The sequence below is a fragment of the Luteococcus sp. H101 genome, from assembly GCF_038433155.1.
In the GTDB taxonomy this organism is placed as follows: Bacteria; Actinomycetota; Actinomycetes; order Propionibacteriales; family Propionibacteriaceae; genus Luteococcus.
In genome coordinates, this window is the sequence record NZ_JBCDMW010000021.1 from 48372 (window position 1) to 63994 (window position 15623).

10 protein-coding genes are annotated in these 15623 nt (G+C 68.2%); 9 read left to right on the top strand and 1 reads right to left on the bottom strand.

Going from position 1 to position 15623, the window contains the following annotated elements; translation table 11 throughout:
- The first annotated feature begins 41 nt into the window (after positions 1-41).
- The 3 genes from gltB (at position 42) to AAEX60_RS08465 (ending at position 7000) form a co-directional block, all read left to right on the top strand.
- Complete coding sequence (gene gltB / locus AAEX60_RS08455; protein WP_342102639.1) at positions 42-4571, top strand: glutamate synthase large subunit; 4530 nt, start codon at positions 42-44, stop codon at positions 4569-4571.
- On the top strand, positions 4564-6075 hold the full coding sequence (locus AAEX60_RS08460; protein WP_342102641.1) for a glutamate synthase subunit beta: 1512 nt from the start codon (positions 4564-4566) through the stop codon (positions 6073-6075). The genes gltB and AAEX60_RS08460 overlap by 8 nt, the downstream gene beginning before the upstream one ends.
- A 616-nt stretch (positions 6076-6691) precedes the next feature.
- Positions 6692-7000: a nucleotidyltransferase family protein gene (locus tag AAEX60_RS08465; protein WP_342102643.1), complete on the top strand. Its 309-nt coding sequence runs from the start codon at positions 6692-6694 to the stop codon at positions 6998-7000.
- Here AAEX60_RS08465 and AAEX60_RS08470 read toward each other — a convergent pair.
- Entirely contained in the window at positions 6977-7546 is a 570-nt protein-coding gene (locus AAEX60_RS08470) for a TetR/AcrR family transcriptional regulator (RefSeq protein ID WP_342102644.1), read from the bottom strand. The two genes, AAEX60_RS08465 and AAEX60_RS08470, sit on opposite strands and share 24 nt — an antisense overlap.
- A 43-nt stretch (positions 7547-7589) precedes the next feature.
- On the opposite strand from AAEX60_RS08470, the gene AAEX60_RS08475 reads away from it, so the two are divergent.
- The 6 genes from AAEX60_RS08475 to AAEX60_RS08500 all read left to right on the top strand — a co-directional run bounded on the left by AAEX60_RS08475 (position 7590) and on the right by AAEX60_RS08500 (position 15567).
- The gene (locus AAEX60_RS08475; RefSeq protein ID WP_342102648.1) at positions 7590-8084 is read left to right on the top strand and encodes an SRPBCC family protein; all 495 of its coding nucleotides are present in this window, start codon (positions 7590-7592) and stop codon (positions 8082-8084) included.
- A 104-nt stretch (positions 8085-8188) separates the two neighbouring features.
- Positions 8189-11368 (top strand): glycoside hydrolase family 2 TIM barrel-domain containing protein, encoded by a 3180-nt coding sequence (locus AAEX60_RS08480; RefSeq protein ID WP_342102650.1) that lies wholly within the window; start codon positions 8189-8191, stop codon positions 11366-11368.
- The gene (locus AAEX60_RS08485) at positions 11368-12402 is read left to right on the top strand and encodes a LacI family DNA-binding transcriptional regulator (protein ID WP_342102652.1); all 1035 of its coding nucleotides are present in this window, start codon (positions 11368-11370) and stop codon (positions 12400-12402) included. The genes AAEX60_RS08480 and AAEX60_RS08485 overlap by 1 nt, the downstream gene beginning before the upstream one ends.
- A complete protein-coding gene (locus AAEX60_RS08490; RefSeq protein WP_342102653.1) occupies positions 12399-13697 on the top strand; it encodes an ABC transporter substrate-binding protein in 1299 nt (432 codons plus the stop codon). Before AAEX60_RS08485 ends, AAEX60_RS08490 begins: the two co-directional genes overlap by 4 nt.
- A gap of 44 nt (positions 13698-13741) precedes the next feature.
- A complete protein-coding gene (locus AAEX60_RS08495; RefSeq protein ID WP_342102655.1) occupies positions 13742-14671 on the top strand; it encodes a carbohydrate ABC transporter permease in 930 nt (309 codons plus the stop codon).
- Entirely contained in the window at positions 14668-15567 is a 900-nt protein-coding gene (locus AAEX60_RS08500; protein WP_342102656.1) for a carbohydrate ABC transporter permease, read from the top strand. Before AAEX60_RS08495 ends, AAEX60_RS08500 begins: the two co-directional genes overlap by 4 nt.
- The last annotated feature ends 56 nt before the right edge of the window (positions 15568-15623 follow it).

A 15623-nucleotide genomic window follows, 5' to 3' on the forward strand; every position in this document is an offset into this window, starting at 1 on the left:
TCCCGCCGTCGGGTAACCGACCTGCCAGATCGGAGAAATGCATGACCCGTGAGGTCTTCCCGCACCGCCCCAAGCAGGGGCTCTACGACCCAGCATTCGAGCACGACGCCTGCGGCGTCGCCTTCGTCGCCCGCCTGACCGGCGAGCCCAGCCACGAGATCGTCGAACAGGGCCTAGAGGCCCTGCGCAACCTGGACCACCGCGGCGCCACCGGCGCCGACGAGGCCGCGGGTGACGGCGCCGGCATCCTGATCCAGGTGCCCGACGCCTTCCTGCGCGAGGCCTGCAACTTCGACCTGCCCGAGGCCGGCGCCTATGCCGTCGGCATGGCCTTCCTGCCCGTCGACGAGGATGACCGGGACATGGCCCGGATCACCATCGAGAAGATCGCCGTGGAGGAACGGCTCAAGGTGCTGGGCTGGCGCGAGGTGCCGGTGCAGACCGACAGCCTGAGCCCGATCAGCCTGGGTGCCATGCCGCACATGGCGCAGCTGCTGGTCTCCAGCCGCGGCGGCGAGTCCGGCCTGGAGCTGGACCGGCTGGTCTACGTGCTGCGCAAGCGCGCCCAGAACGAGGCCGGGGTCTACTTCAGCTCCCTGAGCTCCCGCACGCTGGTCTACAAGGGCATGCTCACCACCGACCAGCTGGAGGAGGTCTACCCCGAGCTGCACGACCAGCGGATGACCTCCGCGCTGGCCCTGGTGCACTCCCGCTTCAGCACCAACACCTTCCCGGCCTGGGAACTGTCCCACCCCTTCCGGATGATCGCGCACAACGGCGAGATCAACACCGTCAAGGGCAACCGGAACTGGATGCGCTCCCGCGAGGCGCTGCTGGAATCCGAGCTGATCCCCGGCGACCTGAAGCGGCTCTTCCCGATCTGCACTCCCAGCGGATCGGACTCGGCCAGCTTCGACGAGGTGCTGGAGCTGCTGCACCTGGGCGGGCGCAAGCTGCCGCACGCCGTGCTGATGATGATCCCCGAGGCGTGGCAGAACCACACCGAGATGAGCCAGGCCCGGCGGGACTTCTACCGCTTCCACGCGGCCGTGATGGAACCCTGGGACGGCCCGGCCTGCGTCACCTTCACCGACGGCAGCCAGATTGGCGGCGTGCTGGACCGCAACGGCCTGCGCCCCGCCCGCTACTGGGTGACCGCCGATGATCGGGTGATCTTCGCCTCCGAGGCGGGGGTGCTGCCCGTCGAGCCCAGCCAGGTGACCCAGAAGGGCCGCCTCCAGCCGGGCCGGATGTTCCTGGTGGACCTGGCGGAGCACCGGATCATCGACGACGACGAGATCAAGGACGCCCTGGCCGCCGAGCACCCCTACGGCGAGTGGCTGGCCCAGGGCCAGCTGAACCTGGCCGAGCTTCCGGAGCGCACCCACATCGTGCACTCGCACGCGTCGGTCACCCGTCGCCAGCAGGTCTTCGGCTACACCCATGAGGAACTGCGCCTGGTGGTGGCGCCGATGGCCAACACCGGCGCGGAGACCATCGGCTCGATGGGCACCGACACCCCGTTGGCGGCGCTCAGCGAGCGGCCGAAGATGATCTTCGACTACTTCACCCAGCTCTTCGCCCAGGTCACCAACCCGCCGCTGGACGCCATCCGGGAGGAGCTGGTCACCAGCCTGGCCGGCTCGATCGGCGCCGAGGCCAACCTCCTGACCCCCGGCCCCGAGTCCTGCCGCCAGCTGGTGATCCCGTACCCGATCCTGGACTCCGACCAGTTGGCCAAGATCATCCGGATCGACGCCGACGGGGAGCACCCGGACTACCAGGCCCACGTCGTGCGGGGCCTCTACCCCGTCGACGGCGGGGGAGCGGCGCTGCGCGAGCGGCTGGACGAGATCCGCGCCGAGGTCAGCCAGGCCATCGCCGACGGCGCCCGCACCATCGTGCTCAGTGACCGGCACGCCAACCGGGAGCTGGCGCCCATCCCGTCGCTGCTGCTGACCAGCTGCATCCACCACCACCTGGTGCGGGAGAAGAGCCGCACCCGGGTGGGGCTGATCGTGGAGGCCGGCGACGTCCGTGAGGTGCACCACGTTGCCCTGCTGATCGGTTACGGCGCGGCCGCGGTCAATCCCTACCTGGTCTTCGAGTCCGCCGAGGACATGGCCCGGCACGAGCTGTACGTGCAGACCGAGCCGGAGCAGGCCATCAAGAATGTCTACAAGGCACTCGGCAAGGGCGTGCTCAAGGTGATGAGCAAGATGGGTGTGTCCACCATCCAGAGCTACACCGGCGCCCAGATCTTCGAGGCGATCGGCCTCAAGAGCGACTTCGTCGAGGAGTTCTTCGACGGCACCCCGAGCCGGATCGAGGGCGTCGGGCTGGAGGAGATCGCCCGGGAGGTGCAGCTGCGCCACGAGCGGGCCTACCCGATCACCTCGGTCAACTCGCACCGCACGCTGCCCGTGGGCGGCGAGTACCAGTGGCGACGCGAGGGGGAGGAGCACCTGTTCAACCCCGAGACGGTCTTCCGGCTGCAGCACGCCACCCAGACCGGCCGTTACGACGTCTTCAAGCGCTACACGGACCTGGTCAACGACAACTCTCGTCGGCTGATGACGCTGCGTTCGCTGCTGGACTTCGACTCCAACCGGGAGCCGATCAGCATCGACGAGGTGGAGCCGGTCAGCGAGATCGTCAAGCGCTTCTCCACCGGTGCGATGAGCTACGGGTCCATCAGCCGGGAGGCGCACGAGACCCTGGCGATCGCGATGAACCGGATTGGTGGCAAGTCCAACACCGGTGAGGGCGGCGAGGACTCCGAGCGGCTGCACGACCCCGAGCGGTGCTCGGCGATCAAGCAGGTGGCCTCGGGCCGGTTCGGCGTCACCAGCGAGTACCTGAGCCACGCCACCGACATCCAGATCAAGATGGCCCAGGGCGCCAAGCCCGGTGAGGGCGGCCAGCTGCCCGGCCCGAAGGTCTACCCGTGGGTGGCCAAGACCCGGCACTCCACGCCCGGCGTCGGCCTGATCAGCCCGCCGCCGCACCACGACATCTACTCCATCGAGGACCTCAAGCAGCTGATCCATGACCTGAAGTGCGCCAACCCGGCCGCCCGGGTGCACGTGAAGCTGGTGGCCGAGGTGGGCGTCGGTACGGTCGCGGCCGGGGTGGCCAAGGCCAAGGCCGACGTGGTGCTGATCAGTGGCCACGACGGTGGCACCGGCGCGGCGCCGCTGACCTCGGTCAAGCACGCCGGCGGTCCGTGGGAGCTCGGCCTGGCCGAGGCCCAGCAGACCCTGCTGGTCAACGGCCTGCGGGACCGCGTCGTCGTCCAGTGCGACGGCCAGCTCAAGACCGGCCGGGACGTGGTGATCGCGGCCCTGCTGGGCGCCGAGGAGTTCGGTTTCGCCACCACCGCCCTAGTGGTCAGCGGCTGCATCATGATGCGGGTCTGCCACAAGGACACCTGCCCCGTGGGCATCGCCACCCAGAACCCGGCGCTGCGCGAGCACTACCACGGCCAGGCCGACCACGTGGTGAACTTCATGGAGTTCATTGCCCAGGAGGTGCGCGAGATCCTGGCCCAGCTGGGCTTCCGCAGCATCCAGGAGGCCGTCGGCCACGTCGAGGTGCTCAATGCCGCCCCGGCCATCAGCCACTGGAAGGCCAAGGGGCTGGACCTCTCGCCGATCCTGGAGCGAGTGCAGGCCCCCGAGGGCACCCCGCTGCACTGCACCGTCAGCCAGGACCACGGCCTGGACGCCAAGCTGGACCAGCAGCTGGTGGAGCTGGCGCGCCCCGCGCTGGAACGGGCGGAGCGGGTCTCCCACACCGTCGAGGTGCGCAATGTGGACCGCACGGTGGGCACCATCCTGGGCCACGAGGTGACCATGGCCACCCAGGGCAAGGGGCTGGACGACGACACCATCACCTTCACCCTGACCGGCACCGCCGGGCAGTCCTTAGGCGCCTTCGTGCCGCGGGGCATCACCCTGCGCCTGGTTGGCGACTCGAATGACTACGTCGGCAAGGGCCTGTGTGGCGGAAAGTTGGTGGTTACCCCCGGTGAGGACGTCGGCTTCGACCCGTCGGAGCAGATCGTGGCCGGCAATGTGATTGGCTACGGCGCCACCTCCGGGCAGATCTTCCTGCGCGGCATCGTCGGGGAACGCTTCTGCGTCCGCAATTCCGGCGCCACCGCGGTGGTGGAGGGCGTCGGCGACCACGCGCTGGAGTACATGACCGGCGGTGAGGCCCTGATCCTGGGCCAGACCGGCCGCAATGTGGCCGCGGGCATGAGTGGCGGTCAGGCCTGGGTGCTGGACCTGAACGAGGCCCGGCTGAACACCGAGCTGGTGGACGCCCAGCGGCCCAGCGAGAAGGACGTCGCCCGGATCAAGGAGCTGCTGGCGGCCCACCGGGAGCAGACCGGATCCACCGTCGCCGATTCCCTGCTGGGACACGACGACGCCTGGCTGGCGGAGCACTTCACCAGCATCGTCCCGCGCGACTACGCCCGGGTGATCAAGGCCCGTGAGGACGCCATCCTGGCCGGCATCAAGGAAGACGAAATGACCGATCTCATGATGGAGGCAGCACATGGCTGATCCGCGCGGATTCATCACCAAGCAGCGCCAGCTGGCCGAGCGTCGTCCCGTCGACGAGCGCCTGACGGACTGGCAGGAGGTCTACCCGGGCACGCCCGGCCGCTCCCTGCTGCCGATCATCACCGATCAGGCCAGCCGGTGCATGGACTGCGGCATTCCCTTCTGCCACACGGGATGCCCGCTGGGCAACCTGATCCCGGAGTGGAATGACCTGATCTGGCGCGACGAGTGGACCAGCGCCCTGGAGCGCCTGCACGCCACCAACAACTTCCCGGAGTTCACCGGGCGGCTGTGCCCGGCGCCGTGCGAGACCGCCTGCGTGGTGGGGATCAGCCGGGAGCCGGTCACCATCAAGAACATCGAGGTCTCGATCATCGACAAGGCCTGGGATGACCGACGGGTGGTGCCGCAGCAGCCGCAGTGGCACTCGCTGAAGACTGTCGCCGTGGTGGGCTCCGGGCCGGCCGGCCTGGCCGTCGCCCAGCAGCTCACCCGGGCCGGGCACACCGTCGTCGTCTACGAGCGGGCCGATGCGATCGGTGGCCTGCTGCGCTACGGCATCCCGGAGTTCAAGATGGAGAAGTCCGTCCTGGACCGTCGGCTCAAGCAGATGCGGCTGGAGGGCACGGTCTTCAAGACCAACACGCCGATCGGCCCCGGTGCCGACGCCGAAGGCGGGATCACCGGCGAGCAGCTGCTGGAGCGCTTCGACGCGGTGGTGCTGACCATCGGCTCCACCGTGCCGCGGGCCCTGCAGGTGCCCGGCAGTGACCTGGACGGAATCCACCAGGCGATGGACTACCTGACCCAGGCCACCCAGACCCTGTACGCCAACCGGAACACGGCGGCCGAGCCTGTCGAGGCCCCGGAGGGGATCATTGACGCCAAGGGCAAGCACGTGGTGGTGATCGGCGGTGGCGACACCTCCAATGACTGCCTGGGCACCGCCCTGCGCCAGGGCGCCGCGTCGGTGACCCAGCTGGAGATCATGCCGCAGCCGCCCCAGACCCGGCCGGAGAACCAGCCGTGGCCCACCTACCCGATGATCTACCGGATTGCCTCGGCCAATGAGGAGGGTGGCGAGCGGCTGTATGCCGTCAACACCTCCGAATTCCTGGGCGAGGACGGCCACGTCACCGGGCTGCGGCTGTCCGAGGTGAAGTTCGAGGGCGGCAAGTTGGTCACCGTCGAGGGCACCGAGAAGGAGCTCAAGGCTGACCTGGTGCTGCAGGCGATGGGCTTCGTCCACCCGGAGGGCGACGGGGTGGTGGCCGAGCTGGGCCTGGAGCTGGACGAGCGCGGCAACATCAAGCGCGGCGCCCAGTACGAGACCAATGTCTCGGGCGTCTTCGCCGCCGGTGACTGCGGCCGTGGCCAGTCGCTGATTGTCTGGGCGATCGCGGAGGGACGCGCCTGCGCAAATGGCGTCGACGCCTTCCTGTCCGGCGGGCCCAGCAAGCTGCCCCGCCCGGTGGGCCCGGAGGTGCGCCAGCTGATGGCATGATCTTGCCACTCCTCACGCGATGCGGTTCGTCACCCCATTGGGGCGGCGGAGCGCATCGCGTGGGCCTGCTGGGGTCGGTGTCGCTGGTGGGGTGGCCTGTTGCCTCCAGACGCGGGTACTAGCGTTAACGGTCCTCTTTGCGTTGGTGCTAGGTACGTCTTGGACGGTTGCACGGGAAATCTGTACGGGATTGAGGCCGCTGGCGACGACTCTGCATGAGCTGGGGGCGCCAAGCTATCTTGCTACCCGAGTAGCGCTAGTGGAGATAGGGCTGTGTACCGGGTTGGGCCTCTTAGGGGGTGTCGTCGGTGGCCTGATGGGAGCAGTTGTAGGTGTCATGGTTCTGGTGGTGGGAGCGCTCGTGGCCACGAGCTTGGCCGCGGTTGTCGAATTGAGGGGCCTGCGCCGGGCTGCCTGATTTGAAGCGGCTATGGACGACTCTGAAGTGCCCCAGATTCTTTGCCGTTCTCATGTGTCGGGGATTTCAGTGTCGTGTCCGAGAATCGGTGCAAGCGGTCCTTCGCTAGGTTGCTGCGTCGAAGCCTCTGGAAACAACAGATGGAGCGAGTCTCTTTCTGCACTTGGCCACATGGAGACGACGCGAACTATGGCGCGCGTGGAGGAACTGGCGGACCAGATCCGTGCTGCCGTGGTCCGCCGCTACGGCACCGGCTGCGTCCACGTGTTCGGATCGGTCGCCCGGGGCGACGACGGGCCGGACTCAGACGTCGATCTGCTGGTGGAATCCACCGAGCGTGCCTCGCTGTTCGACCAGGTGGGGCTGGAGCAGGACCTTGCAGAGCTTCTGGGGCGCCGCGTCGACGTGGTTTCCTTGCGTGCTACCGGGAGAGTCGCGGATCGTGCCAGGGCGACTGCCGTCCCGTTGTGTGGAGATGCTCCGTCAACCCAAGGACGCCATGGCTAGCTTGACCGCGGCCTCGATGTTCTCGTCGCTGGGGGAACCCCGCTCGATCAGGGCTTGGTAGTAGAGCGGGCCGGCCACCAGCCGGGTGACCAGGCGGGGATCGGCAGGGCAGTGGTGTCGGTGGAGCACGTCGGACACCTCGTGCAGCCGGGCCTGCCAGAAGCGATCCAGGATCCGACGGACCTCCGGGTCCCGCCAGGTGAGCAGGGCCGCCACCAGGGTGGCGCCGTCGGCGTCGAGCTGGGCGGCCAGCCGGGTGGCCAGCACCGTCAGGTCGGCTTCCAGGCTGTCGCCCGCCATTGGCTCCAGATCCTCGGTGATCTGGCTCGCCAGGTCGGCGACGATCCCCGCGGGGGAGCCCCAGCGTCGGTAGATCGACGAGCGGTGCACCCCGGAGCGGGTGGCAATCAGGTCCATCCGCATCCCGCCAATTCCCTGCTCCACCAGCAGTTCCCGGGTGGCCTCCAAGACCGCCTGCCGGGTGCGGGACGTCCGGCCGCCGGGCCGCTGGCTGCCCACGGCGGGGTTGCTGCGGTGGTTCTCCATGGCTTCATCGTAACGCGACAAGGTGTTGGGTTAGCCTGCGCACATGTGGCGAATCTCCCAGTTGCAGCACCGTGCCTCCGCCGCCGCGCGCGCCGGAGTGATTGACCAGGACGCTCGGGTGCGGGCGTCGGCAAGCATCGACGTGGACGCGGAGCCCGAGGAGGTGTGGCGGGTGCTCGCCGACATCGAGGGCTGGCCGGGTTTTGTCCCGGGCGTCACTCGGGTGGTTCTTGAGCGGCCGGGAGCGGTCGGGGTGGGGACGCAATTCCGCTGGCGCAATGCCTGTACTCCGATCCGGTCCACCGTCGAGGTGGCCGAACCCGGCCGGGAACTCACCTGGACCGGAACGGCGCTCTGGTTGGTGGCGGTGCACCGAAATGAGGTGACGGCCCTGGGTCCCGGCGGTTCCAGGCTCACCAGCAGCGAGAGCATGGCTGGGGTGGGGGTGGGGATCATCCTGCCCGCCCGCGCGCTGGAGCGGCAGTTGGGGAAATTCGTCGCCGCCATTGCCGGGCAGGCAATGCGTCACCCGACGTGAGCGAATGAGCGGACCCCCTTGCCAGCTGACCCACTCAGTGGTCTATCGTGGGAGCGTTCACACGGACGTGAGCGCATGTCGAACGGGCTACGAGGGAGTTTCCTGTGTACGAGGGTGGGACCGATCACACTGGTGGTCCGTACGGTACGGAGCTGATCAGCACCGCCGCGCCCGCGCGCCTGCCTGCCCGTTCCTGGCGTCGCACCGAGCCCTTGCGATGGAGTCTCGACGGCCAGTGGCGTTTCCTGCTCAGCAAGGGGCCGGCCTGGGCCCCCGTCGAGGCCGCCAGCCCGGAACTGGACGACACGGATTGGGACCGGATTGAGATCCCCGGGCACTGGGTGCTGCAGAACGACGGCGTCTGGGGCAAGCCCGCCTACACCAATGTGCAGTTCCCGATCCCGTTGGATCCGCCGCACGTCCCGGATGAGAACCCCACCGGCGACCACCGGCTGTGGATCACCCTGCCCGGGGCAGACGCCGACACCAACGGCACTGACCTGCAGGCGCCCGAGGCCTGGGTCGACTGGCAAGGCTTCGAGAAGGTGCTGCTGCGCCTGGACGGCGTCGAGAGCCTGGGCCTCATCAGCGTCAACGGCACCCGGGTGGGCACCTTCTCCGGCTCCCGCCTTCCGCTGGAACTGGACGTCACCGAACACCTGCACCCCGGCGCCAACCTGCTGCACATCCGCGTGCACCAGTGGAGCGCCAACACCTACGTCGAGGACCAGGACCAGTGGTGGCTGCCGGGCATCTTCCGCAGCGTCAGCCTGGTGGGCCGCCCCGTCGCCGGCATCGACGACGTCTGGCTGCGTGCCGACTACGACCACACCGACGCCACCGGCACCATCACCCCCGAGGTACGGGCCACCGAAGCCGCCTACCCGATCACCCTGCGCGTCCCGCAGCTCGGCGTCGACGTCACCTGGCAGAGCGAAGCCGAGATCGGGCCCATCCGGATCAACAGCGTCGAGCCCTGGTGCCCGGAGACGCCCCGGCTCTACCCGGCCACGGTCAGCAACCAGGCCGAGCAGATCGAACTGCGGCTGGGCTTCCGCACGGTGCAGATCATCGGCCGCGACTGGCTGGTCAACGGCGCACCCGTGCGCTTCCGCGGCGTGAACCGGCATGAATTCCACCCCAGCAAGGGACGGGTTTTCGACGCCGCGGACGCCCGCGCCGGGCTGGAGCTGATGAAGCGCCACCACCTCAACGCCGTGCGCACCAGCCACTACCCGCCACACCCCGAGCTGCTGGAGATGTGCGACGAGCTGGGTTTCTGGGTGATCGACGAATGTGACCTGGAGACCCACGGCTTCGAGCTGAACGGCTGGGTTGGCAATCCGTCGGAAGACCCGGCCTGGCAGCAGAACTACCTGGACCGCGCCGACCGGATGCTGGAGCGGGACAAGAACCACCCGTCGATCATCTGCTGGAGCCTGGGCAATGAGTCCGGCACCGGCGCCAACCTGGCCGCGATGGCCAACCAGATCAAGCGCCGCGACCCCGGCCGTCCCGTGCACTACGAGGGCGACTACGAGGCGGCGTATTCAGACGTGGTCAGCCGGATGTACACCTCACTGGTGGAGATGCGCGAGATGAGCGAGGGCTTGGGAGTGGCTCTCACGCATCGCAGCGCGCAATCCGTCCGGCTGGCCGCCAAGCCAATGATGCTCTGCGAATACGCGCACGCCATGGGCAATGGCCCCGGCGCACTCGCCGAGTACGACGAGGCCTTCAACCTGCCCGGCTGGCACGGTGGCTTCGTCTGGGAGTGGCGCGACCATGGCCTGCTCACCCACACCGTCGACGGCACACCCTTCCACGGCTACGGCGGCGACTTCGGTGAACGGGTGCACGACGGCTCCTTCGTCTGCGACGGCCTGTTGCTGGCCGACGGCACGCCGAGCCCCGGGCTGGCCGAGCTGGCGGCGGTCAATGCCCCCTTCACCTTCGCCCTGACCGAGGATCGACGGCTGCGGATCACCAATCGCTGGCACGGACTGGATTCCGCCAAGGTGGACTTCGTGTGCACCTGGGCGGTGGGGGAGAGCCCCGCCCCGTTGCTGGAGGCGATGGAGCGCGGCGAGATCCGACGGGACAAGAGCGTGCGGTTGGACGTGCCGGTGATCCCGGCCGGTCAGAGCGTCGTGGTGAGCCTGCCCGACTGGGTCAGGGAGAGCTACCAGCCCGGCTCGTGGGCCACCATCGCCCTCACCGCCCTGTGGTTCGAGCACGAATGCGCCAAGCGGAGCTGGCTGGCGGGTGAACACGCCTTCGAGCTGGGCCATGCCCGCTTCCGGCTGGACCGGCCCGCCGCACCGCAGCCCCTGCCGCGCCCCACGGCCGCCCCGACACTGGACGGCGATGTGGTTCGGATCGGTCCGGCGCGCTTCGACGCCCTCACCGGCACCCTGACCAGCCTGGGGGAGGTTGCCGTCGACGCCTGCCACCTGGAGCTGTGGCGCGCGCCGACGGAGAACGACTCGCTGACCACCTTTGGCTCCTATGAGCTGGCCGACCCGGAACTGACCCACGGCCACGGCGTCGATGGCCCCTCGTCGGCCGACCGCTGGCGCGCCGCCGGCCTGGACCGGCTGCATGCCCGGCTGGTGCACGCCCGGATCGAGGGCGACGAGTACGTGGTGCGGGAGCGGCTGTTGCCCGCCCAGGGCACCCACGGCGCCGAGGTGGAATTCCGCTGGGCACTCGTCGATGGGGCACAGGTTGAGGGGGCACGGGTTGAGGGGACGCAGCTGGACGGGGCGCTGCGCTGCGAGGTCAGCGTCGACCCGATCGGCCCGCGCGAACCGATCTGCACCTGGCCCCGGATCGGCGTCCACCTGGCGCTTCCGCTGGGCTACACCGAAGCCCGGTGGTGCGGGATGGGCCCCGATGAGGCCTACCCGGACTCCCGCACCGCCGCCCGGCACGGCTGGTGGGAACGCCCGATCGACGAGATGACCACGCCCTATGCCGTGCCACAGGAGAGCGGCCACCGGCCCGAGCTCTTCTGGGCCTGGCTGAACGGCCGGGACCTGCCCACCCTGCGGATCGGTTCGGTGGGGGAGCGGCGGATCGGTTTCGGCGTCGGCCGGCACGACGCCCACCAGCTCACCGCGGCCACCCACCAGCACGAGCTGCCGCCGGCCAGCCACACCCACCTCTACCTGGACGCCGCCCAGCACGGCCTGGGTTCGCGCTCCTGCGGCCCCGACGTGCTGCCGCGTTACCAGCTGTGGCCCACCAGCCTGCGGTTCGGCTTCACCCTGGGGTGCCAGTGATGCCCAAGCAGGCCACCATCCAGGACGTCGCCCAGCTCGCGGGGGTTTCCCGCGGGACGGTCAGCCGCGTCCTGAATGGCAGTCCCAAGGTGAGCCCCGAGGCCCGCAAGGCCGTCGAGGCGGCGGTGAAGAAGACCGACTACCGGGTCAATCCGCACGCCCGCTCCCTGGCCAGCGGCCGCAACAATGCGATCGCGGTGCTGCTCACCCAGCCGCAACACGAGTTGTTCGCCGACCCCACCTTCAGCCTGCTGCTGCAGGGCGTCTCCGACGGTCTGGCCGGCAGCGACACCGCCCTGGTGCTCCTGCTGGCGGGCAACGACGAGGAACGCCGGCGCACCGCCAACTTCCTGCGCTCCCGGCACATCGACGGGGTGGTGCACCTGACCCCGCACGTCAGCGACCCGATGCTGGACGTGATTGCCGACGCCGAGGTGCCGGTGGTGGTCTGCGGCATCCCGCCGGCCGACCACCACAACAAGCGGCTGTGGTCGGTCACCATCACCGACCGGGCCGGGGCCCGCGAGGCCGTCCAGCACCTGCAGGAGCTGGGTGCGTGCCGGATCGGCATGATCGCCGGGCCCACCGACGCCCTCGGCAGCTGCGAGCGGGTGGTCGGCTTCCGGGAAGCGCTGGGGGAGGCCTTCACCCCGGACCTGGTGGCCCACGGTGACTACGGACGAGACTCCGGCGCCGCCGCCCTCAAGACCCTGCTGACCCGTCACCCGGACCTGGACGCCGTCTTCTGCGCGTCGGACCGGATGGCGATCGGCGCGCTGGACGAGGCCCGGCTGCGCGGCCTGGCCGTCCCGGAAGACCTGCTGCTGGTCGGCTTCGACGACCACGAGATCAGCCGGATCTCCCAACCTCCATTGACCACCGTCGCCCAACCCCTGCGCCAGCTTGGCCGGGCGACGGTGCAGATGCTCACCACGGCACTGCAGGGAGACGATCCCGGACATCGGGTCTTCTCCACCCAGCTGGTCCGCCGGGCCAGTACCCAACCCATCCGCTCTCAAGGAGGAGAACGATGACCAATCCAACCATTCCCATGCCGCACTTCGGCCGCCGCGCCATGCTGCAGGGCCTCGTCGGCGCCGCCGCCCTGGGCGGTCTGACCGCCTGCGGTGGGGACAAGAAGAGCAGCACCGCGCCCGGTTCCGGCGCGTCGGTGGGCGGCACCGTGACCGTCGGCTCCAGCCAGTCCGACGACATCCCGAAGAAGGCCTTCGCCCAGATGATGGCCGGCTTCAAGAAGGCCGACGTCAAGATCAACACCATCCAGCACGAGACCTTCAAGGAGGGCATCAACAACTACCTCCAGGGCAGCCCCGACGACGTCTTCACCTGGTTTGCCGGCTACCGCGCCCGCTACTTCGCGGACAAGGGCCTGGTGGGTGACATCACCGACGTCTGGGAGAAGATCGACGGGATGCCGGAGTCGATGAAGAAGCTGGCCACCGCCAATGACAAGCAGGTCTTCGTGCCCTCCACCTACTACCCGTGGGGCATCTTCTACCGGCCGAGCGTCTGGAAGCAGCACGGCTACGAGGTTCCCAAGACCAAGGACGAGTGGCTGACGCTGTGCGAGAAGATGAAGAAGGACGGCCTGACCCCGATCGCCTTCGCCAACAAGGACGGCTGGGAGGCGATGGGCACCTTCGACATGCTGAACCTGCGGATCAACGGCTATGACCACCACGTCAAGCTGATGGCCGGCGAGGAGTCCTGGGAGAGCGAGCAGGTCAAGAAGGTCTTCGCCGCCTGGAAGGAACTGCTGCCCTTCCACCAGGCTGACTCCCTGGGCCGCACCTGGCAGGAGGCCGCGCAGAGCCTGGTGCAGAAGAAGTCCGGCATGTACACCATGGGCATGTTCATCTCCCAGCAGTTCCAGGCCTCCAAGGACGCCAAGGATGACCTGGACTTCTTCCCCTTCCCGGAGTTCGACGCCGGGATCGGCGCCAAGGTCGTCGAGGCCCCCGTGGACGGCTTCATGATGGCTGCCAAGCCCAAGAACGAGGCCGCCGCCAAGGAACTGCTGCTCTACCTGAGCACCCCGGAGGCCGTCGGCATCACCATCAAGTCCGACCCGTCGGTGATCGGCGCCAATTCCAAGGCCGACCAGGCCAGCTACACCGCGCTGCAGAAGAAGGCCGTGACCATGATCGAGGAGGCGGAGAACATCTCCCAGTTCCTGGACCGCGATTCCCGGCCCGACTTCGCCAACACCGTCGTCGGCCCCGCCTTCCAGCAGTTCACCAAGGATCCGTCCCAGATCGATTCCATCCTGAAGTCCGTCGAGGAACAGAAGAAGTCCATCTTCGCCTGATCTGCCCCGCGCGTCCGGGAGGACAGCGCGACCAGAGGAGAACCATGTCTGTCACCACCCCTGCCGTGACCACCACGGAAACCCCACCCCCGCAGCGTCGGCGCCGCAAGATGCGCGCCGCCGACAAGGCCACGGTCATCGCCATGGCGACGATCCCCGTCCTGCTGGTGGTGGTCTTCGTCTGGATCCCGGCGATCACCTCGGTCGCGCTGTCCTTCACCAAGTGGGACGGTGTCGGCGGCCTGGACCAGATCAAGTTCGTCGGCCTGCAGAACTACACCGATCTGGCCACCATCTACCCGCCCTTCTGGCCGGCCCTGACCCACAACGTCATCTGGCTGCTGGGGCTCTTCCTGGTCTTCACCCCGCTGGGTATGTTCCTGGCCGTCCTGCTGGACAAGGAGATCCGGGGCTCGCGGGCCTACCAGACCGCGCTCTACCTGCCGGTGGTGCTGTCCGCCGCGCTGGTGGGCTTCATCTGGCAGCTGATGTACAGCCGGGACCAGGGCTTCCTGAACTGGCTGTTCGGCACCCAGATCGACTGGTACGGCAATTCCAACATCAACCTGTGGGCGGCCATGCTGGCCAATGGCTGGCGGCACGTCGGCTACATCATGCTGCTCTACCTGTCGGGCCTGAAGGGGATCGACCCGTCGCTGCGGGAGGCCGCCGCCATCGACGGCGCCAGCCAGTTCAAGACCTATCGCGACGTGATCTTCCCCGCCCTGCGGCCGATCAACATCATCGTCGTCACCATCACCGTCATCGAGGGCCTGCGCGCCTTCGACCTGGCCTGGGTGATCAATCGGGGCCGCAATGGCCTGGAGCTGATCTCCACCCTGGTCACCACCAATGTGGTGGGTGAGGCCAGCCGGATCGGCTTCGGCTCCGCCCTGGCCACCATCATGCTGCTGATCAGCTCGGTCTTCATCGTGATCCAGCTCCGCGTCGTCATGAAGGGAGAGGGCCAGTGAGCACCTCCACCACCAGCCCCGAGGCCCTGCCGTCGCGGCACCGCCCGCTCACCGCCGGCCGAGTCGCCCTGCACGCCTTCCTGATTGCCACCAGCCTGGTCTTCCTGTTCCCGCTGCTGTGGGCGCTGTTCAACAGCTTCCGGGACTACGGCTACACCATGGACCACGGCTACATGTCCTTCGGTGGCTTCACCCTGGACAACTACACCAATGCCTGGGAGCGGGGCGGATTCTCCAACAGCTTCCTGAACTCGGCCATCATCACCATCTCCGCGGTGCTGCTCACCCTGGCCTTCAGCAGCTGCATGGCCTTTGTGCTGGCCCGGTTCAGCTTCAAGTTCAACCTGAGCCTGCTGAGCCTGTTCGTCGCCGCCAACCTGCTGCCGCCGCAGTCCCTGCTGATCCCGATCTACCGGATGTTCCGGGCGCTCGAGGTGCCGGAGTGGATCTCCGCGTCAGGCACCCTGCTGAACTCACATCTGGGCGTGATCCTGGTCAACGTCGCCTTCCAGACCGGTTTCTGCACCTTCGTGCTGAGCAACTACATGAAGACCTTGCCCAAGGAGATCTACGAATCGGCCGAGATGGACGGCGCCTCGGTCTGGCGGCAGTTCTGGGGCCTGACTATCCCGCTGTGCCGTCCGCCGCTGGCGGCGCTGGGAACCCTGCAGGTGGCCTGGATCTACAACGAGTTCTTCTGGGCGACGGTGCTGCTGCAGTCTGGTGACAAGTTCCCGGTGACCAGCTCGCTGAACAACCTCAAGGGCTCCTTCTTCACCGACTACAACCTGCTCTCGGCGGGCTCGATCATCGCCGCGCTGCCGGTGCTGGTGGTCTTCTTCGCCCTGCAGAAGCAGTTCGTCGCGGGCCTGACGCTGGGTGCGACGAAGGGCTGAGTTTGCGCGGTAGATTGGCTGCTCCGGAACGCAGCAGCAGAAAGTAGGGCGCATCC

Coding starts and splice junctions, on each gene's coding strand:
- AAEX60_RS08475 (WP_342102648.1), top strand. CDS start 7,590: ATGTGGCGAATCTCCCAGTTGCAGCACCGTGCCTCCGCCGCCGCGCGC.
- gltB (WP_342102639.1), top strand. CDS start 42: ATGACCCGTGAGGTCTTCCCGCACCGCCCCAAGCAGGGGCTCTACGAC.
- AAEX60_RS08470 (WP_342102644.1), bottom strand. CDS start 7,546: ATGGAGAACCACCGCAGCAACCCCGCCGTGGGCAGCCAGCGGCCCGGC.
- AAEX60_RS08460 (WP_342102641.1), top strand. CDS start 4,564: ATGGCTGATCCGCGCGGATTCATCACCAAGCAGCGCCAGCTGGCCGAG.
- AAEX60_RS08485 (WP_342102652.1), top strand. CDS start 11,368: ATGCCCAAGCAGGCCACCATCCAGGACGTCGCCCAGCTCGCGGGGGTT.
- AAEX60_RS08495 (WP_342102655.1), top strand. CDS start 13,742: ATGTCTGTCACCACCCCTGCCGTGACCACCACGGAAACCCCACCCCCG.
- AAEX60_RS08490 (WP_342102653.1), top strand. CDS start 12,399: ATGACCAATCCAACCATTCCCATGCCGCACTTCGGCCGCCGCGCCATG.